At 71.4% G+C, this 22,298-nt stretch carries 16 protein-coding genes; 7 read left to right on the forward strand and 9 right to left on the reverse strand.

Going from position 1 to position 22,298, the window contains the following annotated elements; genetic code table 11:
- Nucleotides 1-71 precede the first annotated feature (71 nt).
- From WJ16_RS33450 to WJ16_RS18135, 6 genes are all read left to right on the forward strand, one after another.
- Nucleotides 72-275: a DUF3008 family protein gene (locus WJ16_RS33450; protein ID WP_076605968.1), complete on the forward strand. Its 204-nt coding sequence runs from the start codon at nucleotides 72-74 to the stop codon at nucleotides 273-275.
- A gap of 46 nt (nucleotides 276-321) precedes the next feature.
- Nucleotides 322-483 (forward strand): DUF1328 family protein, encoded by a 162-nt coding sequence (locus tag WJ16_RS18120; RefSeq protein WP_027792525.1) that lies wholly within the window; start codon nucleotides 322-324, stop codon nucleotides 481-483.
- A gap of 624 nt (nucleotides 484-1,107) precedes the next feature.
- Complete coding sequence (locus tag WJ16_RS18125) at nucleotides 1,108-1,488, forward strand: hypothetical protein (RefSeq protein ID WP_069258445.1); 381 nt, start codon at nucleotides 1,108-1,110, stop codon at nucleotides 1,486-1,488.
- 112 nt (nucleotides 1,489-1,600) lie between these two features.
- Nucleotides 1,601-1,723 carry a hypothetical protein gene (locus WJ16_RS35775; protein WP_257785863.1) on the forward strand — a complete coding sequence of 41 codons (123 nt, stop codon included), beginning with the start codon at nucleotides 1,601-1,603 and terminating at the stop codon, nucleotides 1,721-1,723.
- A 4-nt stretch (nucleotides 1,724-1,727) separates the two neighbouring features.
- Nucleotides 1,728-2,069: a DUF1488 family protein gene (locus tag WJ16_RS18130; RefSeq protein WP_069258446.1), complete on the forward strand. Its 342-nt coding sequence runs from the start codon at nucleotides 1,728-1,730 to the stop codon at nucleotides 2,067-2,069.
- A 214-nt stretch (nucleotides 2,070-2,283) separates the two neighbouring features.
- On the forward strand, nucleotides 2,284-2,511 hold the full coding sequence (locus WJ16_RS18135) for a hypothetical protein (protein WP_069258447.1): 228 nt from the start codon (nucleotides 2,284-2,286) through the stop codon (nucleotides 2,509-2,511).
- Here WJ16_RS18135 and treY read toward each other — a convergent pair.
- The 8 genes from treY to WJ16_RS18175 form a co-directional block, all read right to left on the reverse strand.
- Nucleotides 2,498-5,299 (reverse strand): malto-oligosyltrehalose synthase, encoded by a 2,802-nt coding sequence (gene treY, locus WJ16_RS18140; protein WP_069258448.1) that lies wholly within the window; start codon nucleotides 5,297-5,299, stop codon nucleotides 2,498-2,500. The genes WJ16_RS18135 and treY overlap by 14 nt on opposite strands.
- Entirely contained in the window at nucleotides 5,296-7,518 is a 2,223-nt protein-coding gene (gene malQ / locus WJ16_RS18145; protein WP_069258449.1) for a 4-alpha-glucanotransferase, read from the reverse strand. Before malQ ends, treY begins: the two co-directional genes overlap by 4 nt.
- Nucleotides 7,515-9,386: a malto-oligosyltrehalose trehalohydrolase gene (gene treZ / locus WJ16_RS18150; RefSeq protein WP_069258450.1), complete on the reverse strand. Its 1,872-nt coding sequence runs from the start codon at nucleotides 9,384-9,386 to the stop codon at nucleotides 7,515-7,517. Before treZ ends, malQ begins: the two co-directional genes overlap by 4 nt.
- On the reverse strand, nucleotides 9,383-11,509 hold the full coding sequence (gene glgX / locus WJ16_RS18155; protein WP_069258451.1) for a glycogen debranching protein GlgX: 2,127 nt from the start codon (nucleotides 11,507-11,509) through the stop codon (nucleotides 9,383-9,385). Before glgX ends, treZ begins: the two co-directional genes overlap by 4 nt.
- 32 nt (nucleotides 11,510-11,541) lie before the next feature.
- Nucleotides 11,542-13,749: a 1,4-alpha-glucan branching protein GlgB gene (gene glgB / locus WJ16_RS18160; protein ID WP_069258452.1), complete on the reverse strand. Its 2,208-nt coding sequence runs from the start codon at nucleotides 13,747-13,749 to the stop codon at nucleotides 11,542-11,544.
- The gene (treS, locus tag WJ16_RS18165; RefSeq protein WP_069258788.1) at nucleotides 13,746-17,156 is read right to left on the reverse strand and encodes a maltose alpha-D-glucosyltransferase; all 3,411 of its coding nucleotides are present in this window, start codon (nucleotides 17,154-17,156) and stop codon (nucleotides 13,746-13,748) included. Before treS ends, glgB begins: the two co-directional genes overlap by 4 nt.
- Entirely contained in the window at nucleotides 17,156-20,533 is a 3,378-nt protein-coding gene (locus WJ16_RS18170; RefSeq protein WP_069258453.1) for a maltotransferase domain-containing protein, read from the reverse strand. The genes treS and WJ16_RS18170 overlap by 1 nt, the downstream gene beginning before the upstream one ends.
- Before the next feature lie 141 nt (nucleotides 20,534-20,674).
- Entirely contained in the window at nucleotides 20,675-20,959 is a 285-nt protein-coding gene (locus tag WJ16_RS18175) for a hypothetical protein (protein WP_069258789.1), read from the reverse strand.
- 323 nt (nucleotides 20,960-21,282) lie between these two features.
- On the opposite strand from WJ16_RS18175, the gene WJ16_RS18180 reads away from it, so the two are divergent.
- Nucleotides 21,283-21,525, forward strand: a complete 243-nt coding sequence (locus WJ16_RS18180) for a DUF6566 family protein (RefSeq protein WP_069258454.1) — start codon at nucleotides 21,283-21,285, stop codon at nucleotides 21,523-21,525.
- A gap of 87 nt (nucleotides 21,526-21,612) precedes the next feature.
- Here the strand turns inward: WJ16_RS18180 and WJ16_RS18185 are convergent, their stop codons facing one another.
- The gene (locus WJ16_RS18185; RefSeq protein WP_069258455.1) at nucleotides 21,613-22,287 is read right to left on the reverse strand and encodes an HAD family hydrolase; all 675 of its coding nucleotides are present in this window, start codon (nucleotides 22,285-22,287) and stop codon (nucleotides 21,613-21,615) included.
- Nucleotides 22,288-22,298: the final 11 nt, after the last annotated feature.

A 22,298-nucleotide genomic window follows, 5' to 3' on the forward strand; every position in this document is an offset into this window, starting at 1 on the left:
GGGCGAGCCGATCGTCGCATCGGCGCGCGCCGGCGGCAGGCGTGCCGCCATGCCGCGCCGGATCGCATGCGGTGTTGCAAGCCGTATTGCAGACCGGATCGCGAGCGCGGCGGCATGCGCCGGGTATTGCACTTCCGGGCGGCCACGATCCGGTGGCCATCCGGGACCTCGGGCCACCGGCGAAGTCGGTGGCCGGGTCGATGAGCGAACAGGCATTTGATAAAACCGAGTTCACGACGAGGCTCGGCAACCCGGAGCACAAGCCCGATGCGTGAACGACGACGACGTGTGCTGACGACAGCTGCCATCCAGGAGGTATCCATGCTTCGATACGCCATCATCTTCTTCATCATCGCGATCGTCGCGGCCGTGTTCGGCTTCGGCGGGATCGCGGCCGGCGCGGCCGAGATCGCGAAGATCCTGTTCTACATCTTCGTCGTGATCTTCCTGGTCACGCTGCTGCTGGGCGTCGTGCGACGATGAGGGGTATCGCGGCCGGTCGCAGCGCGTCGAAGAACCCGGACACGCGTTTGCGATCGGCGATTTGATCGCAGTCCTATGTTGTCGTGCATGGTGGCGATGCGTCCGGGTGGTTGACCGGCCGGGCATCGTGGAAGCGCGATGCCTGCTGCATGTGCGTCCCCACGGGGCGGCAGCGTGCGGCCTACGGTGAATGAAAGCAGGCCGTGCGTCGAGGATGCGGCAATCGAATGCAACCGGGCATTCGACGTGATGGGCGCCGAATCCGGCAGGGCGTTGCATGCGCGCTGATCCGGCAGCCGCGTGTGCGGCTGGCGGAGCGGCGATCCGCTGACCGCTGGGTTCACGGATGCGGCGAGCGGATGCCGATGCCGATGCCGTTCCCGGTCGGCCCTATCCGTCGCCACCACGCGCACGGTAGCCGTCTGCGCGGCCCGGCACATCGCGAGCGCATCGACGCCGACGCTTCAACCGGTGCTACGCGTTCGTCGCCGGAATCGCGCAAATCGCGATCACCGATACCGGCACGGGCGCCGGCACGGGCGCAGCAAGCGGGCGCCCCGTGCCGAACGACAGCGTTCGAGCGCGAACAGGACATGCCAATCCGCCATCTGGCAGGAGGACATCATGCAATCGCATTCCCGCAATCGGCTGGAGAACGACGACGTTGACGAGACCGACGCCGATGACGACAACGAGACGATCGACGCCGACGGTTTCGATACGACGGTCCACGTGGACGTCGCAACCGGCACCGTCAAGTTTCAGGCCGCGTGGATGGAGGCGGCCGACCGGCCGCCCGAGACCGAGCGCCATTCGGTCGTGCTCGTGCTCGACTGCGACACGATGGAGCGCTACGCGGATCTCGACGAAAGCACGCGGATGCGCGTGCACGCGATCCTGCGCCACACGGTGCAGGACCTGCTCGACCGCCAGCCCGACGAGCACGCGACGCTGACGATCGAGCTGACCGATGCGATGCTCGACGCCGCGCGCGTGCTGCAGTGACCGACCCGATCGGCCGTCCGGTATCGCCTGCGCGAACGGGCGTGTCGGCATGCCGCTTGCTCCCTCGGGATGAAGCGGCACGATGTGTGTCGCCACACTGACGGAGACGCTCATGAGCGAAAGGCTGGATGATTGCAAGCTCGCCATTCTCGCGGTCGACGGCTTCGACGAGGCCGAATTGCCCGCGTTCATCAGTAACCAGCAGTTCGATCGCCTCGCGGCGCGGAGGGCCTGACACGATGCCGGCCGATTCTCCCCGTCGCGTGACGTTGACCGACGAACCGCCCGTGTTCGACGGCGCCGCGCTTCAGTTGCGCTTCGTCATCGACGTCGATGGCGAACCGCAGCCTTGCGCGATCACGGTCGAAGCGCTGGAAGATCATTTCGGTGCGAATTCCGCGCTGGAAGCCGACTTGCGCGATGCATTCGAGCAAGGTCGGGCGCGCATCGAGGCCGCCTGCGCGGACATGTTGAATAAGGGCGGCAGCGAGGGTGACGGCGGCATGGTGCTGCACAGCGGCGTTTTCCGCGCACCCGCCGGCCGCGTGCGGGCTGGCCTGTTCCGGTCGCGAGGCTCCTGACCCGACAGCCGTTTCCGGCGGGGTCGCACGCCGCGCGGCTGCCCGCGTTACACGCCGTTGAAAACTTTGCACCGGCCGCCATGAGCGGCGCGTGCCGCATCGCACCGCGCGCAGGCGGCAGGGGCGGCGCCACCGCCGAGCGAACCGGCACGATCCGTGCGTGCCTGTCTGCGCGCCGGCGCGCATCTCGCGCAGCCGCCAACGGGGAACGAGCATGCTGTCCGCCCACGAATTCGCCACGCTGCTGCTGGTGCATCGCGCGCCGGAGCAGATCCAGATCGACCGCGAGGACTTCGTCGCGCTGGTCGAGCGACACCTGATCGTGATGCAGTACGACCCCGCATCGGGCGAGCGCCGGCCCGCGCTGACGGCCGACGGCCTGTCGCTCGTGCGGTGCGTACAGCGCAACGACACGAAAGAGGCCGACGTCACCGATGCGTGACCGGCCCGCGCGCGGCCACCAGCACCGCGACGGGTAGCGTGGCCAGGCAGCGGGCGAGCGGCAGCACGCGTCCCGGCACGTCGATCGCGTCTGCCGTATCTGCCGTATCTCCCGTATCTCCCCCGTTCAGCCAGTCCGTCCAGGGCCCATCCATGCCGCGCGGCAGGACGACTGCCGTATCGCCCCATTGCGCGGGTTCGACGCGCGGCAACCCGGGTGCTTCGCCGAGCCACCGGCAAGCGAGCCGGGTCGCGACGACCACGACGGCGGCCGCCTCGTCACATCGTGCGAACGCGATCGCATGCCGTCCGAGCGGGCCACGCACGCGCAGCGGTACGTACGCGCCATCCGCGAACGTCGCCGGCCACCGCGCGCGCAGCGCCAGCATGCGCTCGACCAGCGCGCGCTTCACGCGCGCATCGGCCCACGCGGCCAGATACGACGCGACCGGCGCATCGACCCGTTCGGCCGCGAGCGCCGCGAACGGCACGTCGCGGCGATTGTCCGGATCGACGAGCGAGTGATCCCATGACTCGGTACCTTGATACAGGTCGGGCACACCGGGCGACGCCATCCGCAGCACGGCCTGCGTCAGACTGTTGACGACGCCGGCCGGCTCGATCCGCGCGACGAACGCGTGCAGCCGGTGCGCGAAATCGCCGGCGCCGCGCGGCGTCAGGATCGCGCGGACGAACGCGTCGCAATCGCGCTCGTAGCGCGGATCGGGCGCGAGCCAGTCGGTGTGCCGCTTCGCCTCGCGCAGCGCCTTCGTCTGCCACTGCGCGACGCGTTCGGCGAGCGCCGCGAGCCCGGCCGCATCCTCGGGTGCGAGTTCGGGCGGCCAGCAGCCGACGAGCGTCTGGTACAGCATCGCCTCGGCGGCCGGCCCCGGCGCCCACGCGGCGTCGCGATGCGCGCCGCCGCGGTGCGGCCGATTGAGCGCGGACCAGTCGAGCGACACCGTGCGCCACGCGTCCGGTATTTCACTGAGCACGGCCAGACGCGCACGCGCATCCTCGCCGCGCTTGTGGTCGTGCGTGGCGGTGGCGACGAGCCCGTGCGGCACGGTGCGCGCGCGGCGCCGGTTGCGCGCATGGAACGCGCCGCGCGACAGGCTGAAGTCGCCCGCGTCGGCGCCGACCTCGTTGCGCGACAGCAGCCGGCCGTAACGATAGTGGGCCGTATCCTCGACGCCCTTCGCGGCCAGCGGCGCGGTGAGCTGCGCGAACGCGACGCGCGCCGCGTGCAGCGCGTCGGCGTCCGCGCGCGGGATGTGCGCGACCGGTAACCCGAGCCACGTCGCGACCCGGTCCAGCGCGAACCGATCGGCCGGATCGATGGCCGCGCTCGCGGCTGCGTACGCCTGTGCGAGCACGCGGCGGTCGGCGTCGGCGGGTTCTTCACCCCGCGCCGGATACATCCGGTATACCGGCAACTGCACCGCGAGTTCGCCGAGTACGCGCCGAATCGCGATCAGGCTGACGTCGCGCGTCGCGGGCGCCGCGCGCGCGATGCCGTGCAGCGCCCGCGCCGCGCGCGCATGCTCGACGGCGAGCTGGCGCAGCAGCACGCGCCGCTTGCCGTCGCATGCCTCCTGCGCGAACGTGCGCGACGACCCCGACACGTGCGCCCAGTGCTCGGCGAGCGGCGCGGCGCCGGCCGGATCGTGCAGCAGCGCGCCGACGTCGTTCATGAAGTCGTAGCCGGTCGTGCCTTCGACGGCCCAGTCGGCGCGCAACTGCTCGCCGGGCGCGAGGATCTTCTCGACGACGACGTAAGGTCGCGCGTCGCGTTGCGCGGCCAGTCGCGCATGCAGCCGCCGGCCATACCCGCGCGGATCGGCGAGACCGTCGACGTGATCGACCCGGAGGCCGTCGACGTATCCGGCCGCATGAAGCCGCAGCGGCAGTGCATGGGCGGCGTCGAACACCGCGTCGTCGTCCATGCGGACGGCCGCGAGCGTCGCGATGTCGAAGAAGCGGCGCCAGTTCAGTTCGTCGGCGGCCGTGCGCCACCACGCGAGCCGGTAGTGCTGGCGTTCGAGCAGCCGGTGCAGGCAGGCGCGCGAGCGCGCGCGGCGCGGATCGGCGCCGCGCAACACCGCGTCGAGCGCATGCGGGCCTTGCGCGGCCGCGTGATCGCGCAGCGCCGCGTGCGCGGCGGCCAGCCGTGCGCTGTCGCGCGGCAGCACGGCGTCGAAGCGTTCGGCGAGCGCGTTCAGGTCCGCGCGGTTCGCGATGCGCAGGATGTCCGCATAGGTGGCCGCGGCGACCGGCAGCCGCCGTCCCGGGCACGACACGAAGAAGCGCCCGGTGGCCGGATCGGCGCCGAGTGTGATGTCGCCGGCCGCGAGCGCGTCGCCGTACGGCATGCCGAGGCAGGGCAGCAGCACCTTGCCGTCGAGCGCCGGGTCGGGCGGATGCCAGTCGATGTCGAAGTGATGCGCATACGCGCTCGCGGGCCCCCATTCGAGCACGTCGTTCCACCAGCCGTTCGTCGAGCCGCCGACGCCCATGTGGTTCGGCACAATGTCGACGATCACACCGAGCCCGTGCGCGCGCAGCGCATCGACGAGCCGCACGAAAGCGGCTTCGCCGCCGAGTTCGGGGTTGATCGTGCCGTAATCGACGGTGTCGTAGCCGTGCCGCGAACCGGGCTCGGCCGTCGCGATCGGCGACAGGTACAGGTGGCTCACGCCGAGCCGCTCGAAGTAGCCGGCGTGCGCGGCCGCGTCGTCGAACGTGAAGCCGGCATGCAGCTGCAGCCGCAGCGTCGCGCGCGGCGTCATGGGCCGGGCTCCCGCGTACGTCGTGCCTGCGCGATGGCCGCGATGCGCTCGCGCACGGCGGCGTCGAACAGCGTGTCGACCGCGCGCGGCACGCGCTGCCGCCAGTTCGGATGGCCGCAGGGTGGGCCCGGCAGGTTCGGCTGCATGTCGAGCGCGAGCAGATCCTCGAGCGGCAGGATCGCGAGCGGCGACGGGCTGCGCGCGACGTACGCGAGTATTGCGCGGACCGGCGGCGCATCCGCCGGCGGGGCGGCGGCCTCCGGCGGCGCGCAACCCGCACGCTGCAATGCGCGCCACAGCGCCGCGCGGTCGGCGGCGCGCGCCACCTGCGCGGCGACGAGATCCGGGTCGACGGCGGGCGGCGGCGTGACGGGGCCGCCTTCCGGGCGCGGCGCGGTGTCAGGCGAGTCAGCCGCGCGTGCGACGCGGGGGGCCCGGTCGCGCGCGTCTGCCTTGTCCGCCTCATCCGGCGCTGGCGTGCCGACGTTGCGCGCATTCGCGTCGTCCGATTGCCGCGCGGCGTCGGCCGCGATCCGCCGCCACGCGAGATCGACGCCGCGCCACCAGCCGGCGACGGTCGGCAGATCGTGGGTCGACGACATCGCTATCGCGTCGCGATCCCATGCCGACGGCGGCCGGAACGCACCGTCCGCGTCGCGCTCGAACCACAGCACGCGCATCCCGGCGATGCCCTGCGCGCCGAGCCGTTCACGAAACCCGGCCGGCACCGTGCCGAGATCCTCGCCGATCGCGATCGCACGATGACGGGCGGCCTCGAGCGCGACGAGCCGCACGAGATCGTCGAGCGGATAGCGCAGGTACGCGCCGTCGCGCGGCGAGCCGCCGTCCGGCACGATCCACATCCGCGCGAAGCCGAGCACGTGGTCGATGCGGATGCCGCCCGCATGCGCGAACGCCGCGCGCAGCAGCTCGACGAACGGCACGAAGCCTTCCGCGCGCAGCGCGGCGGGCGTCCAGGTCGTCACGCCCCACGCCTGGCCGGCCGCGTTGAACAGGTCGGGCGGCGCGCCGACCGACACGCCGCGCAGCAGCATCGCGCGATGCGCCCACGCATCGCTGCCCGCGCGATCGGAGCCGACCGCGAGGTCGGCGATCAGCCCGGTCGCCATGCCCGCGCCGCGCGCCGCGTGCTGCGCGTCGCCGAGCGCGCGCGACGCGCACCATTGCAGGTACGTGTGGAACGCGACCGTGTCGGCATGGGCGTGCGCGAACGCGTCGACGTCGGCCGACCCCGGCTCGCGCCACGGCGCCGGCCAGTGCCGCCAGTCCGCGCCGGCTCCGTGCTCGATGCAGAACGCCTGCAGCGCATCGAAGCGCGCATGGGCGTCGAGCGCCGCGCCGCCCGCCGCTCGAAACCGCTCGAACGCTCGGTGCGACGGGTCGTCGCTCGCGCGCCACGCGTCGAAGCACGCGCGTAGGCGCCGCAGCTTCAGCGGCAGCACGTGCGGCCAGTCGATCAGCGGCGCGTCGGCGGCGCCGGGCGCGTGACGCGCGGCGTCGGCGCCCGGCACCGCGTCGCAATCGAGATACGCGACGTTGTGCCAGCGCCGCGACGACGGCGAATACGGGCTGTCGTGCTCGGGCAGCGCCGGATAGCCGGCGTGCGTCGGGCTGATCGCCACCGCGTGCGCGCCGTGCCGTGCCGCCTGTGCGGCCAGCCGCGCCAGTGCGGTGTAGTCGCCCGCGCCGTCGTCGCCGGTGAGGCGCAGGCTGTAGAGTTGCGCCGCGATGCCCCAGCGGCCGCCCGCATCCGCCGCGCGCGGGTCGGGCGCCGGTGGGCGCGGCGGCGTGATCGTGATGCCGATCCGCTGGTTGCCGACATCGAGCGCGTGATAGCCGGGCATCGCGAGCGGCGGCAGCGTGCCGTGTTCGCTGGCGCCGCCCACGTGCCCGTCGACGTGCCCGCCCGCTTCGAGCGTGATCCGGAAGCGCGCGCCGGGCGGCGCGAGCGCGGCCGGCAATGTCAGCGGTCGGCCCGCATCGCCGATGACGATGCGCGGCGCAGCCGCGTTTGCGTCGGCGAGCGCGGCGGCGCTCGCGACGCGCTGGGCCGCCGTGCCGCACGGCCAGCCGAGCGCGTCGACGAGCGCGGCGAGCGCGTCGTCGTCCACCCGCCGCGCGATGCCGCCCGCGTCGGTCCAGTCGGGTTCCAGGCCGGCCGCGCGCGCGAGTTCGGCGATCGATACGTCGGTCGTCATGCGCGCTCCTGTCCGTTCGCGCGGTGCCGCCGCGCATCGTCGTTGACCTCGCCGTCGCGCCACACGATGCATGCGCGCGGCGGCAGCCGCAGGTCCGGCAGCCGGTCGCGCGCGCGCGGCGGCGTCTCGAACACGATCTTGCCGACCGGCAGCGCGGGCAGCACCGCGTCGTGCGAACCGAGGTTCAACGCGATCGTCAGCGTGCTGCCGTCGCCGAGGCGCCAGCGCGCGGCGAGCGCCTGCGGGTCGCCTTGGCCCGCGAGCAGGTCGACGCCGAGCGCGCGCGCGCCGGGCAGGTTCGGCGTCACGAGCGCCGCGCGTACGGCGAGTGCGCTGCGGTAGAAGCGCCGCCATGCGTCGGTGTCGGGCGTGGTCTCGTCGCTGCTGCCGTGCAGCGTCGAACGCACGAACGTCGCGATGTCGTTCGGATCGGGAATCGCGTCGCGATGCGCGGCATCGGCGAACGCCGGAAAGGCCGCGAATTCGCGGCGCCTGCCGTCGCGCACCGCGTCGGCGAGCGCGCCGCGATAGTCGGTGAAGAACTGGAACGGCTGCGTGCTGCCGTCTTCCTCGCCCATGAACAGCAGCGGGATCGACGGCGCGAGCAGCAGCAGCGCGGTCGCCGCGCGCACCGCGTCGTCGTTCGCGAGCGCGCGCAGCCGCTCGCCGAACGCGCGGTTGCCGATCTGGTCGTGGTTCTGCAGGAACGCGACGAACGCGGTCGGCGGCAGGTGCGCGCTCGGCTCGCCGCGTGCGGCGCCGTCGTGCAGCGGCGACGGTTCGCCCTGGTACGCGAAGCCCTCGCCGAGCGTGCGCGCGAAATGGCGCAGCGGCGCGTCCGCGTACGCACGGTAGTAGCCGTCGCGCTCGCCGGTCAGCAGCACGTGCGCGCTGTTGTGGAAATCGTCGTTCCATTGCGCGTCGAAGCCGCCCGGCCCGAGCAGGCTCGCCGCATTGCGCTCGTTCTCCAGGACGAGATGCACGTGGCGCGTGTCGCCCGCATACGTGCGCACGCGGCGCGCGAGCTCGCGCAGCCACGCATCGTCGTCGATCGCGTGCGCGGCGTCGATGCGCAGCCCGTCGAAACGGAATTCGTCGAGCCAGTACAGCGCGTTCTCGATGAAGAACGCGCTCGTTTGCGCGCGCGAAAAGTCGATGGCCGGCCCCCACGCGGTCTGTCGGTCCGCGCGGAAGAACGCGGGCGCGTAGCGCGACAGCAGGTTGCCGTCCGGGCCGAAGTGGTTGTAGACGACGTCGAGGAACACCTGCAACCCGAGCCCGTGCGCGGTGTCGACGAGCGCCTTGAGTTCCTCGGGCCGCCCGTACGACGCCGCGGGGGCGAACGGCAGCACGCCGTCGTAGCCCCAGTTGCGCGTGCCGGGGAACGTGTTGACCGGCATCAGCTCGATCGCGGTCACGCCGAGCGCGGCGATCGCCGGCAGCCGCCGCTCGACGCTCGCGTAGCCGCCGCATGCGCCGACGTGCAGCTCGTACAGCACCGTCTCGTGCCACGGGCGGCCGCGCCACGCGTCGTGGCGCCACCGGTATGCAGCGGGATCGACGACCTGGCTTGGGCCGTGCACGCCGCCGGGCTGGAAGCGCGATGCGGGATCGGGCACTCCAAGCTCGCCGTCGAGCCGGTAGCGATACAGCGTGCCGGGGCCGCACGGCGCGACGACCTCGAACCAGCCGTCGGCGAGCGCGGTCATCGCGACGGCCGACGTGCTTTCGCCGTCGATTTCGACGGCGGCCGTGCGGCTCGCGGGCGCCCACAGCCGGAAGCGCGTGTGGCCGGCATCGATGCAGGTCGCGCCGAACGACGCATCGAACGCATGCGTGCCGGCGGGGCGGGCGGAGCGTGATCTCATGGCGAGTCTCCCGAAGGCCAGTCGGCCGGCACGACGGCCACCGCGATCGCGACCGCGTGCGCGGCGACGTCGAGGCCGTCGGCCGGCCACGAACGCGGGCCGGCGTCCGGCGTGGCCGTGTCGACCAGCACGCGATAGTCGAGCGCCGGCGCGGGCGGCGTGAACACGACCGTCTCGGCGGACGCGTTCAGCATCACGAGCAGCGCCTCGGTGCGCCCGGTGCGGCCCGGGCCGACGCGCCGCATCGTCAGCGCGCGGCGCTCGTGGTCCTGCCACGCGGGCACGGTCAGCGCGTCGCCGCGCTCGTCGAACCAGCCGATCTCGGCCATGCCCGGCGCCGCGTCGCGGTCGCCCGACGGATAGCTCGGCGCGGACATCGACGGATACATGCGCCGCAGCGCGGCGAGCCGCGACACGAAGCGCATCAGCGTCACGGCTTCGTCGCTGCGCGCGAGATCCCAGTCGAGCCACGACAGCTCGTTGTCCTGACAGTACGCGTTGTTGTTGCCGTGCTGCGTGCGGCCGAATTCGTCGCCCGCGACCAGCATCGGCGTGCCGAGCGCGGTGAACAGCGTTGCGAGCATCGAGCGGGCGACACGTGCGCGCACCGCGCGGATCGCCTCATCGTCGGTCGGCCCTTCGACGCCCCAGTTCGCGCTGCAGTTGTCGTCGCGGCCGTCGCGGTTGTCCTCGCCGTTCGCGTCGTTGTGCTTGCCCGCATACGACACGAGATCGGCGAGCGTGAAGCCGTCGTGCGCGGTGATGAAATTGACCGACGCCCACGTATGACGCCGATGGTGGTTGAACAGGTCGGCCGACCCGGCGAGGCGCGCGGCAAGTTCCGGCCGCTGGCCCGCGTCGCCGCGCCAGAAGCGCCGCACGGTATCGCGAAAGCGGTCGTTCCACTCGGCGAAGCCGGGCGGATGGCGGCCGAGCTGGTAGCCGCCGAGGCCGAGATCCCACGGTTCGGTGATCAGCTTGCGCTGCGAGAGCACCGGGTCCTGCCGCAACGCGTCGAAGAACCCCGCGCCGGGATCGAAGCCGTGGTCCTCGCGGCCGAGCGTCACGCCGAGGTCGAAGCGAAAGCCGTCGACGTTGAACGCGGTGGCCCAGTAGCGCAGCGAATCCATCACCATCTGCAGTACGCGCGGGTGCGACAGGTTCAGCGTGTTGCCGCAGCCCGTCTCGTCGACGTGATAGCGGGGGTCGTCCGGCATCAGCCGGTAGTAGCTCGCGTTGTCGAGCCCGCGCCACGACAGCGTCGGGCCGAGCTGATTGCCTTCGGCCGTATGGTTGTACACGACGTCGAGCACGACCTCGATGCCGGCCGCGTGCAACTGCCGGATCGCGATGCGCATCTCGTCGAGCCGTCGCGTCGCGAGATAGGTTGGCTCCGGCGCGAAGTATGCAGCGGTGTCGTAGCCCCAATAGTTGCGCAGCCCGCGTTTCACGAGCTCGCGCTGCTGCAGGAACGCATGGATCGGCAGCAGTTCGACGGTCGTCACGCCGATCGACAGCAGATGATCGATGAACGCCGGATGCGCGAACGCGGAGAACGTGCCGCGTTCCGGCACGCGCAATCCGGCGCGCCGCATCGACGCGCCGCGCACGTGCGTTTCGTAGATCACCGTGTTGCGCCACGCGACGCGCGGGCGCCGGTCGTTGCTCCAGTCGAACGCCTCGTCGACCACCACGCACTTGGGCATCGCGGGCGCCGAATCGCGGCGGTCCATCGACAGGTCCGCGCGATTCGAATGCACGCGATAGCCGAACAGCGCGTCCGACCAGCGGAACTGGCCGACCAGCTTGCGCGCGTACGGGTCGAGCAGCAGCTTGGTCGGATTGAAGCGGTGGCCGTGCTGCGGCTGATACGGACCGTCCGCGCGAAACCCGTACACGGTACCGGGATGCGCGTTGGGCAGGTAGCCGTGCCACACCTCGTCGGTGCATTCGGGCAGGTCGAGGCGCGCGAGTTCCTTGCGGCCGGTCGGATCGAACACGCACAGCTGGATGCGATGCGCGTGCGCGGAAAATACCGCGAAGTTGGTCCCAAGGCCGTCCCAGGTCGCGCCGAGCGGGTAGCTTCGGCCGGATTCGAGACGGGTGGGCAGGGCGGTCGGCATGGGGCGGATCTCCGTGTCGAAGGCGCGGGTGATCAAGCGGGAGTGAGCCACAGCGTCGCGAGCGGCGGCAGGCGCAAGGTCGCCGACCACGCTTCGCCGTGCGCGGGCACGGCTTCGGCCCACACGGCGCCGTCGTTGCCGGCGTTGGTGCCGCCGTACGACGCGGCATCGGTGTTCATCAGTTCGCGCCAGTGGCCGGGCGCGGGCAGCCCGAGGCGGTAGCCGGCGCGCGGCACGGGCGTGAAGTTGCAGACGGCGACGACGAGGCGCCCCGTGTCGTCGCGCCGCGCGAACGCGAACACGCTGTTGTCGCGGTCGTCGCCGATCAGCCAGGAGAACCCGGCCGCGTGGCAGTCGAGGGCATGCAGCGCCGGCTCGGCCGCATACGCGCGGTTCAGGTCGCGCACGAGCCGCTGCACCCCGCGATGCGCGGGGGCGTCGAGCAAATCCCAGTGCGGCGTCGCATCGTGCGCGAACTCGGCCCATTGCGCGAATTCGCTGCCCATGAACAGCAGCTTCTTGCCGGGGTGCGCCCACATGAAGCCGAAATACGCGCGCAGCGTCGCAAGCCGCTGCCAGGCGTCGCCGGGCATCTTCGCGACGAGCGAGCCCTTGCCGTGCACCACTTCGTCGTGCGACAGCGGCAGCACGAAACGCTCCGAGAACGCGTACACGAGCCCGAACGTCATCCGGTCGTGGTGATAGCGGCGGTGGATCGGATCTTCGTGCAGATATGCGAGCGTGTCGTGCATCCAGCCCATGTTCCACTTGAAGTCGAAGCCGAGGCCGCCGTCGCCGGTCGGCGCGGTGACGCCCGGCCACGCGGTCGATTCCTCCGCGACGGTGACGACGCCGGCCGGCGCGGCCGTACCGTGCAGCGTGTCGTTCAGCATCCGCAGGAACGCGACCGATTCGAGGTTTTCGCGGCCGCCGTACACGTTCGGCACCCATTCGCCTTCGGCGCGCGAGTAGTCGCGGTACAGCATCGACGCGACCGCGTCGACGCGGATGCCGTCGACGTGATAGCGGCGCGCCCACGCGAGCGCGGACGCGACGAGGAACGCGCCGACCTCGGTGCGTCCGACGTTGAACACGCACGTGTGCCAGTCGGGATGCATGCCCTCGCGCGGGTCCGCATGCTCGTAGAGCGCGCTGCCGTCGAACTGCGCGAGCCCGTGCGGATCGTCGGGGAAGTGCGCGGGCACCCAGTCGACGATCACGCCGATGCCGGCCGCGTGCGCGCGATCGACGAACCGCGCGAAGCCGTCGACCGGCCCGAAGCGTGCGGACGGCGCGAACTGCGCGAGCGGCTGGTAGCCCCACGAGCCGCCGAACGGGTACTCGGCGATCGGCATGAACTCGACGTGCGTAAAGCCCATGCCCCGCACGTACGGAATCAGTCGCTCGGCCAGTTCGTCCCACGTCGCGCTGCGCTCCATCTCCTCGGGAATGCGTAGCCACGATTCCGCATGCACCTCGTAGATCGACCACGGCACGCGGTAGCGGTCGTTGCGCGGTCGTGCGTGCATCCAGCCTTCGTCGTGCCACGCGAACGCGTCGAGCGCCGCGACGTCGGCGACGACCGACGCGGTGCGCGGCGGCGCTTCGGTCGCGCGCGCGCACGGGTCGGCCTTGTGCGGCAGCACGCGCCCGTCGGCCGCGCGCAGCTCGAACTTGTAGCGCTCGCCCGCGCCGATGCCCGGCACGAACAGTTCCCACACGCCCGACGGCCGCCGCAGCCGCATCGGGTGGCGGCGGCCGTCCCATGCGTTGAAGTCGCCGACCACCGACACGCGCTGCGCGTTCGGCGCCCAGACCGCGAAGCGCACGCCGTCGGTGTCGCCGATGCGCACGGGCGTCGCGCCGAGGCAGTCGAGCACGGCGGCCGGGTCGCCGGCCGAGAAGCGCGCGAGCGCCGCTTCGTCGAGCAGCGTGCCGAATGCATACGCATCGTCGGTCACCTGGTGCGCGTCCGGCCAGTCGATCGCAAGCAGGTAGCGGGGCGTGCCGCCGTCGTGCGCGATCGTCCCCGCGAAGCAGCCGGCGCGGTCGATGCACGCGAGCGCACCGAGTTCGCTGCCGTCCGGCGCCAGCGCGCGCACGCGTTCGGCGCCGGGCAGCAGCGCGCGGACGACGAGCCGGTCGGCCTGCTCGTGCGGGCCGAGGCACGCGAACGGGTCGGGATGGCGGCCGGCGAGCAGCGCGTCGATATCGGCGCGTTCGAACAGCGTGTCGGTCATCGGGTCTCTCCGTCTTCGGGGCGGCCGCCGTCGCCCAGCAGGCGCTCGACCAGCGCCGCGAGCCCGCCGACCGGCACGCTCAGCCAGTCGGGCCGGTTCGCGGCCTCGTAACACAGCTCGTACGATGCCTTGTCGATCAGGAACAGCGCGAGCAGGCGATCCGCGTAGCGCGGATCGACGAAACGGGCGGGCGCGAGGTCGGCCGCCGCGCGATAGCATTCGACGAAACGGTCGGCGGCGGCCTGCCCGAAGCGGTCGAACAGCGCGCGCTTGCGGTCGGCCGCCTGCTGCGGCGCTTTCTCGATCGCGATCTGCGCGGTCGCGCCGACGTACGACAGCGAACGCAGCAGGCCGGCCACGTCGCGCAGCGGATGCGACTTCGAGCGGCGCCGCGCGAGCGGGCGCGCGGGTTCGCCTTCGAAGTCGATCAGCAGCGCGTCGCCCTGCACGTCGAGCACCTGGCCGAGATGGAAATCGCCGTGAATCCGCGTGCATTGCGCGTCGAGCGTGCGCGGCACGAGTTCGCCGATCGCCCGCACGGCCGCGTCGCGCGATGCGAGCAACGCGTCGGCCGACGCGCGGGTCGCGGGCTCGAGCGAATCGAGCCGCGTGTGCAGCACGTCGAGCGCGCGCTCGAACGATGCGATCGCATCCATGCACCAGCCGTCGACGTGATCGGGCGTCGCGCGCTCCGGCGCGAACGCGGGATCGTCGGACGGCTGCGCGAGCGCGACGTGCAGTTGCCCGAGCCGCGTGCCGACGATGCCCGCGAACGCCGCATAGCCGAGCAGCGCATCGGATTGCGCGCTCGCTTCGGCGGCGGCATCGTCGTCCGCGGCCGGCAGCGCGAGTTCGTCGATCGCACGCCGCAGGAAGTCGAACGAGCGCGTCCACGCGTCGCCCTGGTTGTCGACGTAGCGCTGCAGGATCGCGACCGTATGCGGGTTGCCGTCCGGATCGACGTGCACGACTTCGCCGGCGAGCGTCGCGGTATTTGCATAACCGATGCGCGTCAGGTGACGGCTCATTTCCGCTTCCGGATGAATGCCGTGCGCGACCTTACGCACGAGTTTCAGCACGATCGCGTCGCCGATCACGAGCGAGCTGTTGCTCTGCTCGGCCGCGAGCCAGCGCACTTCCGCGTCGTCGCCCGGGTCGAGCGCGGCGAGCGCGTCTTCCGGCAGGAACGCGAGCCGCCCGCCGTCGGACGTGGGCACCGTCGCGCCGTCGCGCAGCTTGCGCAGCATCCCGTGCGCGAACGCGGGCAGCGCGAACGCGTCGGTCAGGTAGCCGACCGTATGGCCGCGCCGCACGCGCGCCAGCGCGAGCTGCGCGAACAGCGGGTGCGAGGTCTCGCCGCCCCACGCGGTCGCGAGCGGCACGACGTAGCGTTCGACGCCGCCGTCGCTCGCGGATACCCACGCCTCCGCGTACTGGAACGGTTCGTCCGGCACCGGCGTGACGACGTTCAGCCACGCGTCGCCGATCGCGCGATCCTTCGACGCGAACCAGCGCCGGCGCGCGAGCCACGACGCGAGCGCATCGTGCGCGAGCGCGTGCAGTTGCGACACGTCCGGCCGCATGTCGCCGCGCCGCATCACGAGCGTCACGTACTCGGGCAGCGGCTCCGCATGCGGCTGCCGCCACGACGGCTCGCGGCCGTGCTCGGCGAGCACGAACCAGAGGAATCCGTACGGCGGAAAGGTGAGCAGATACGGGAGCTGGCCGATCGGCGGAAACGGCGAATCCGACGTCATCTCGATCGGCACGCGGCCCGCGAATCCGGACAGGTCGAGCTCGACCGCCTGCGACGCGCGTGACAGGTTCGCGACGCACAGCAGCGGATCGTGGCCGTCCAGCTCGCGCAGGTACGCGAGCACCTTGCGGTTCTCCGGGCGCAGGAAGCGGATCGTGCCGCGCCCGAACGCCTGCGACGCGCGGCGCGTCGCGAGGATGCGGCGCGTCCAGTTCAGCAGCGAATGCGGGTCGCGCGTCTGCGCCTCGACGTTGATCGCGTCGTAGCCGTACAGCGAACCCATCACCGGCGGCAGCACGAGCATTTCGGGATCGGCGCGCGAGAAGCCGCCGTTGCGGTCCGACGACCACTGCATGGGTGTACGCACGCCGTCGCGGTCGCCGAGGTGGATGTTGTCGCCCATCCCGATCTCGTCGCCGTAGTAGATCACCGGCGTGCCGGGCATCGACAGCAGCAGCGAGTTGATCAGCTCGATGCGGCGCCGGTCGCGTTCCATCAGCGGCGCGAGCCGGCGCCGGATGCCGAGGTTCAGCCGCGCGCGCCGGTCGCTCGCATAGGTCTGCCACAGCAGGTCGCGCTCGGAGTCGGTCACCATCTCGAGCGTCAGCTCGTCGTGGTTGCGCAGGAACACGGCCCACTGGTTGCTCGGCGCGAGCGCCGGCGTCTGGCGCATGATGTCGACGATCGGGAAGCGGTCCTCGCTCGCGATCGACATATAGATGCGCGGCATCAGCGGGAAGTGGAACGCCATGTGGCATTCGTTCTCGTCGCCGAAATACTCCTGCACGTCTTCCGGCCACTGGTTCGCTTCGGCGAGCAGCATCCGGTTCGGATATTCGGCATCGATCGTCGCGCGGATCTGCTTCAGGATCGCGTGCGTCTCGGGCAGGTTCTCGTTGTTCGTGCCTTCGCGCTCGACGAGATACGGCACCGCGTCGAGCCGCAGCCCGTCGATACCGAGGTCGAGCCAGAAGCGCATCACCTGCAACACCTCGCGCACCACGGCCGGATTGTCGAAGTTCAGGTCCGGCTGGTGCGAATAGAAGCGGTGCCAGTAATACTGGCCGGCGACCGGGTCGTAGGTCCAGTTCGACGTTTCGGTGTCGAGGAAGATGATCCGCGTGTCCGCGTATTTCGTGTCGGTGTCGGACCACACGTAGTAGTCGCGATACGCGGAGCCGGGCTTCGCGCGGCGCGCGCGCTGGAACCACGGATGCTGGTCCGACGTGTGGTTGATCACGAGCTCGGTGATCACGCGGATGCCGCGCGCATGGGCTTCGCGGATGAAGCGCCGCACGTCGGCGAGCGTGCCGTAGTCGGGATGCACGTCGCGGTAGTCGGCGATGTCGTAGCCGTCGTCGCGGCGCGGCGACGGGTAGAACGGCAGCAGCCAGACCGTGTCGACGCCGAGTTCGGCGATGTAGTCGAGCTTCGCGATCAGGCCGGGGAAGTCGCCGATGCCGTCGTTGTTCGAGTCGTAGAACGACTTCACGTGCACCTGGTAGATGATCGCGTCCTTGTACCACAGCGGATCGTCCGCGCAGAGCGCCGGCGCGCGGCGGCGGGCGCGGCGGCGGCGCGCCGCGCCGGCCGGTGCGAGCGACGAAAACTGCGCGCGGCGCACGTCGTCGAGGGAATCTTCGCGTTTCATCATCCATGCGCTCCCGAAGGTGGCCGGGCGGCGCCCGGTTCTGGCGCCGCCACCCGCGCGGCGCCTGGAGACGGCGTGAGCCGCCAGATCGCATACGGCCGCACGTGCGGGTCGAGCGACACGTACTGGCGATGCCCGCGCCAGGTCTGCGCATGCGCGGCGTCCTGTTCGAGCGCGTCGAGCGGTTCGCCGTCCACGAGCCCCAGCCCGCGCCACAGCGACGCATCGAGCGTGAAGTTCGCGACCTGCGGATTCCACGGGTCGGTGCTGATCGCGACCACGACCACGCTGTCGTACGCCGGCGTCGCCTTCACGAACACGAGCACCGCGTCGTTGTCCGCGTCGACGAACGTGACGCCCAGATGCGTCTGCAGCGCCGGGTGCGCGCGCCGCGCGCGGTTCAGCCGCGCGATCTCGGCGCCGATGTGCGCGGCCTTGCTCCAGTCGCGGGCACGCAGTTCGTATTTCTCCGCGTTTGCGTATTCCTCGCTGTCCGGCAGTGGCGCCGATTCGCCGAGCTCGAAGCCCGAGTACATGCCCCACGACCCGGCGAGCGTCGCCGCGAGCGCCGCGCGGATCACGAACTGCGTGCGCGGCGCGTTCTGCAGGTGGCGCGGGTTGATGTCGGGCGTGTTGACGAAGAAGTTCGGCCGGAAGAATTCGCGTGCGGGGCCGGTCGTCAGTTCGGTCAGGTAGTCGATGAATTCGCGTTTCGACTCGCGCCACGTGAAGTACGTGTACGACTGCGAGAAGCCGACCTTCGCGAGCCGATACATCATGCCCGGCCGCGTGAACGCTTCGGACAGGAACACGACGTCCGGATGCCGGCCGCGCACGTCGTCGATCATCCACGCCCAGAACGGCAGCGGCTTCGTGTGCGGGTTGTCGACGCGGAAGATCCGCACACCGGCTTCCACCCAGAACAGCACGGCGTCGCGCAGCGCGAGCCACAGGTCGGGCAGCGCGTCCGGTGCATAGAAATCGGGGTTCACGATGTCCTGGTAGCGCTTCGGCGGATTCTCAGCGAAGCGCAGCGAGCCGTCGGGGCGCCACGCGAACCAGCCCGGATGCGCGGCGAGCCACGGGTGATCGGGCGAGCACTGGATCGCGAAGTCGAGCGCGATCTCGAGCCCGTGGCCGCGCGCGGCATCGACCAGCGCGCAGAACGATTCGAGCGTGCCGAGCTGCGGATGCACGGCCGTGTGGCCGCCGTCGGGCGAGCCGATCGCGTACGGGCTGCCCACGTCGTCGGGGCCGGCCGTCAGGCTGTTGTTGCGCCCTTTGCGCGCGGTCGTGCCGATCGGATGGATCGGCGGGAAATACAGCACGTCGAAACCCATGTCGCGGATGCGCGGCAGGTGCGCGATCACGTCGTCGAACGTGCCGTGCCGATGCGGATCGTCGCTCGCCGAGCGCGGAAACATTTCGTACCAGCTCGAGAAGCGCGCCGCGCGGCGTTCGACGTCGACCGGGTAGCAGGTTTCATCGTGGGTGACGAACGGCCGGTAGCGCAGCGCCGCGAACGCATCGGCGAGCTGCGGCGCCGCGAGCAGCGCGCGGCGCGCATCGGCCGGCGCGTCCTTGAACTCGGCGACGAGCCGTTTCATTTGCGTGAGCGCGCGCGCATCGAGCGGATCGGCGCGCTTGAGCGCGGTCGCGAGCAGCAGTTGCGCCTCGCGCAATTCGAGCGTCACGTCCTGGCCTGCCGCATGCTTCTTCGCGACGTCGTCGACGAGCGACGCCCAGTCGTCGCGCCACGCGATCACGCGGAATTCGTGACGGCCGAGCCGGTCGAGCACGACGCGCGCATGCCAGCGATCGTTCGGTTCGGCTTCGAACGGGATTTCGCGCCAGTCTTCGCCGGCCGCGCGCCATTGCAGGACGGCCGCGAGATGCGCGTGGCCGTCGCTGAAGATCGATGCGTGGACAACGAACGTCTCGCCGATCACGCGCTTCACCGCGAAGCGGCCGCCGTCGACCGACGGCTCGACGCGCTCGATCGCGATCCGGTCGGCCGCGAGCGCCGCCGACAGCGTATTGCCCTCGCGCGCGGCGTCGGGGCGTGTCGTGACGGGCGGCGCCCGCCGCGCATCCAGCAATGCATAGCCGCCGGGTTCGAGCGTGAACGGTTCGAGCGCGGTCTGCGCGCCGTCGCGCGTGACGACACGTGTGAATTCTCCCGGCACGCCGGGCAGGATCGTCGCGGGGTCGACCGCCGCGGCGGCGTCGAGATCGGGATTCAGCGCGATCAGCAGCGCCGCGTCGTCGTGTTCGAGCGACGGCCCCGTGCCGCGCAGCAGCGTGGTCGCGGCCGCGCCCGGCCCGCTCAGTTGCGCGATTTCGCCGCGGGCCGCCGCGACGCGCGTGGCGCGGCGCCACGCGTTCGCCTCGGCGATCGCACCCGACAGGTCGAAACGCGCACGCTCGAATGCGGCACGGTAGCGCGCGGCATCCGCGTCGCGCGCCATCAGCGGTACCGTGACGCCGCGCTCGAAGCCCATCGGCACGAGCCAGCCGGTGCCGACGGCCGAGGCCGTCCACAGCGCGCGGTGATACGCGCGGGCGACGGTGTCGTCGGGCGCGTCGGGCCAGTCGTCGGCGACGCGCGGGCCGTCGAACGCGTCGGGAAACGCGATCGGCGAGCCGATGCGCCGCAGCAGCCGGTGTTCGTCGACGAACCACGGTGCGCGCAGGTCCCACCAGCGCGCCGACGAGAACACCGCGTCGAACCCGGCGCCTTCGAGCCGCGCGAGCGCGTCGCGCGCATGGCCGGGCACGCCCGCGAGCAGCGCGACGTCGGAGCGCGCACGGCGCAGCGCCGCCCGCCAGCCGGGCCACCAGTCGGGCGGCAGGTGATGCGGTGCGTCGATGAGGAAACCGGCCGCGCCGGCGTCGGCGAATGCGGCGAGGTGCTTGCACCACCACGCGGACAGCGCGTCGCGCGCCGCGTCGTCGTCGAGATTCGCGTGCGCGACATCCATCGCATGCGCGGTGCCGCGCGGGTCGATCAGCGCATCGTCGTGCGCGCGCTCGACGTACCAGCCAGGGTGCTCGGCGCGCAGCGGGTTTTCGCGCGCGATGCGCTCGGGGACGACTTCGAGCAGCAGCCGCAGCCCGTGACCCTGCGCGAGTTGCGCGAGCCGCGCGAAGGTTTCGAGCGCGCTCGCGCGGGTCGCGAACGATTGGGCCGGACGCCGGAAATCGGCCACGTGGCGCGGAAAGCCGGCGACGCTCGCGGCCCAGAAGGCACCGACCAGCACGTGATCGAAACCCATGCCCGCGATATGCGCGAACGTCTGCGGCCATATGTCGAGCGGGCCGACGAGGCGGGCGTCGCAGAAATAGAGGTGCGGAGCGAAGGGTGACGTGGAATCCATGGCGTGGCGCGTAGGGCGGCGGTCGATGACTTCTGTCCACCGCAACGCACGTGCCTGCCGGCCGATTTCCCGCGCGGCGGGGCCTGCGCGGGATGCCGACCCCAACGGACTGTCGTTTTTACACGATTCGGGACCGCGCGGTCATCGCGGGCCGAAGTCCCGGTCGGCGTCGATGCGCTGTAATAGTGCATCGCAGCGTTCGCGCAGCGCGTGCAGTTCCGGCGAGTCGGCATCGAGCCGCCCGTGGTTGCCGCTGTCGGGATCGCGGTTCGCGACCGCGATGTCGTAGATCCCTTGCGCGATCGTCGCGGATGCGTCCGCGATCCTGACCCGCGCAAGCCATCCGCATTCGGCGTGATGGCACGCGAGCCACGCGCGCTGCGCATCGACGACCTGACCGGTCGTGGGCCATGCGCCGGAGCGCATGCGCGCGGCAAGCTGGCTCGTCACGAGATAGGAGAGCAGATCGGTCGTTTGATTCACACGAGGCTCCTTGGCGAAGAGGCGACGTTCGATCCGCGAGCCGGGCAGGCGTCGATGCGCCGATCGTCGTCCGGTTGCAGGGGAGTGAACCGTATCGCGGGCTCGCGGCGCGTGCCGGCGGCGGTTCGACACGCAAGCGTCGCGCAAACGGCGTGCCGGGCGGCGAGTACCGGGCACGGCGCGTGCGCACCGGGCGCACGGGCGCGCGGCGATCATGCGGCGCGCATTTTTTGCATCGTCATTGCAGACGGGTACAGGAGACCACCGTGCAAAATCGACAGGATGCACAGATCCGCGACCTGTATCGCGGGCACGAGATACGCGTGTGGGCGGGGCGCAACGCCAGCGGCGCGTGGCGCCACGACGTGCAGGTGGTGGTCGGCGACGCGCGCGGCGAGCTGCGCGTGCCGGCGGCCGACGGCCCCGACTGGATGACCGAGAGCGAAGCGCTGCGCGCGGGCGTCGAGCGCGGCCGCCATCTGGTCGACAAGCACGTCGACGACGATTGAGCCGTGCGGCCGCCGCGTGCCGATACGGCACTGGCGTAGCCGGTCAGACGGCGCTTCCGCGCAGGTGCGGCCGGTGAAGCCGGTGTGTCAGGGCCGAGCGGCAATCTCGTCGAGATGCCACAGCAGATCGGCCGGATCGTCGTACACGCGCAGCGCGCCCGCGCGTTCGAGTTCGTCGCTGCCATAGCCGCCCGACAGCAGCCCGACGCCGAGCGCGCGGCAGCGGGCCGCGGCCAGCATGTCCCAGATGCTGTCGCCGACCACGACCGTATGTTCGATCGGCACGTTCAATTTCGCGGCGGCCGTCAGGAACAGGTCGGGGTCCGGCTTCGCGTATTTCACCTGGTCGCGCGTGACGACCACCTGCTTCGCCGGATCGACGCCGAGCGCCTCGAGATTGATGGCGGCCGTTTCCATCCGCCCGCTGGTCGCGATCGCCCAGCGAATGCCCGCCGACGACAGCGCGGTCAGCAGCTCGCGCGCACCCGGCAGCGGTCGCACCTGCGCGCGCAGCCGCTGGTACGCGGCCGCATGCAGCCGTGCGAGCCGCTCGACGCGCTCCGCGTCGATGTCGCCGGCCGTCTCGCGCAGCAACTGATTCAGGAACAGGCCGCCGCTCATGCCGATCTTGCGGTGGATGCGCCATACCGACAGTTCGATGCCCTCGGCATCGAGCGCTTCCTTCCACGCGAGCACGTGCTGATAGACGCTGTCGACGAGCGTGCCGTCGAGATCGAACAGAAAGGACGTTTCAATGCGCATGGGAATCTCCT

The sequence above is a fragment of the Burkholderia metallica genome (assembly GCF_001718555.1).
Lineage (GTDB): Bacteria > Pseudomonadota > Gammaproteobacteria > Burkholderiales > Burkholderiaceae > Burkholderia > Burkholderia metallica.

Coding starts and splice junctions, on each gene's coding strand:
- WJ16_RS18185 (WP_069258455.1), bottom strand. CDS start 22,287: ATGCGCATTGAAACGTCCTTTCTGTTCGATCTCGACGGCACGCTCGTC.
- WJ16_RS18125 (WP_069258445.1), top strand. CDS start 1,108: ATGCAATCGCATTCCCGCAATCGGCTGGAGAACGACGACGTTGACGAG.
- glgB (WP_069258452.1), bottom strand. CDS start 13,749: ATGACCGACACGCTGTTCGAACGCGCCGATATCGACGCGCTGCTCGCC.
- glgX (WP_069258451.1), bottom strand. CDS start 11,509: ATGCCGACCGCCCTGCCCACCCGTCTCGAATCCGGCCGAAGCTACCCG.
- WJ16_RS35775 (WP_257785863.1), top strand. CDS start 1,601: ATGAGCGAAAGGCTGGATGATTGCAAGCTCGCCATTCTCGCGGTCGAC.
- WJ16_RS18175 (WP_069258789.1), bottom strand. CDS start 20,959: ATGCGCTCCGGCGCATGGCCCACGACCGGTCAGGTCGTCGATGCGCAG.
- malQ (WP_069258449.1), bottom strand. CDS start 7,518: ATGACGACCGACGTATCGATCGCCGAACTCGCGCGCGCGGCCGGCCTG.
- WJ16_RS18120 (WP_027792525.1), top strand. CDS start 322: ATGCTTCGATACGCCATCATCTTCTTCATCATCGCGATCGTCGCGGCC.
- treY (WP_069258448.1), bottom strand. CDS start 5,299: ATGACGCCGCGCGCGACGCTGCGGCTGCAGCTGCATGCCGGCTTCACG.
- treZ (WP_069258450.1), bottom strand. CDS start 9,386: ATGAGATCACGCTCCGCCCGCCCCGCCGGCACGCATGCGTTCGATGCG.
- WJ16_RS18170 (WP_069258453.1), bottom strand. CDS start 20,533: ATGGATTCCACGTCACCCTTCGCTCCGCACCTCTATTTCTGCGACGCC.
- treS (WP_069258788.1), bottom strand. CDS start 17,156: ATGAAACGCGAAGATTCCCTCGACGACGTGCGCCGCGCGCAGTTTTCG.
- WJ16_RS18130 (WP_069258446.1), top strand. CDS start 1,728: ATGCCGGCCGATTCTCCCCGTCGCGTGACGTTGACCGACGAACCGCCC.
- WJ16_RS18135 (WP_069258447.1), top strand. CDS start 2,284: ATGCTGTCCGCCCACGAATTCGCCACGCTGCTGCTGGTGCATCGCGCG.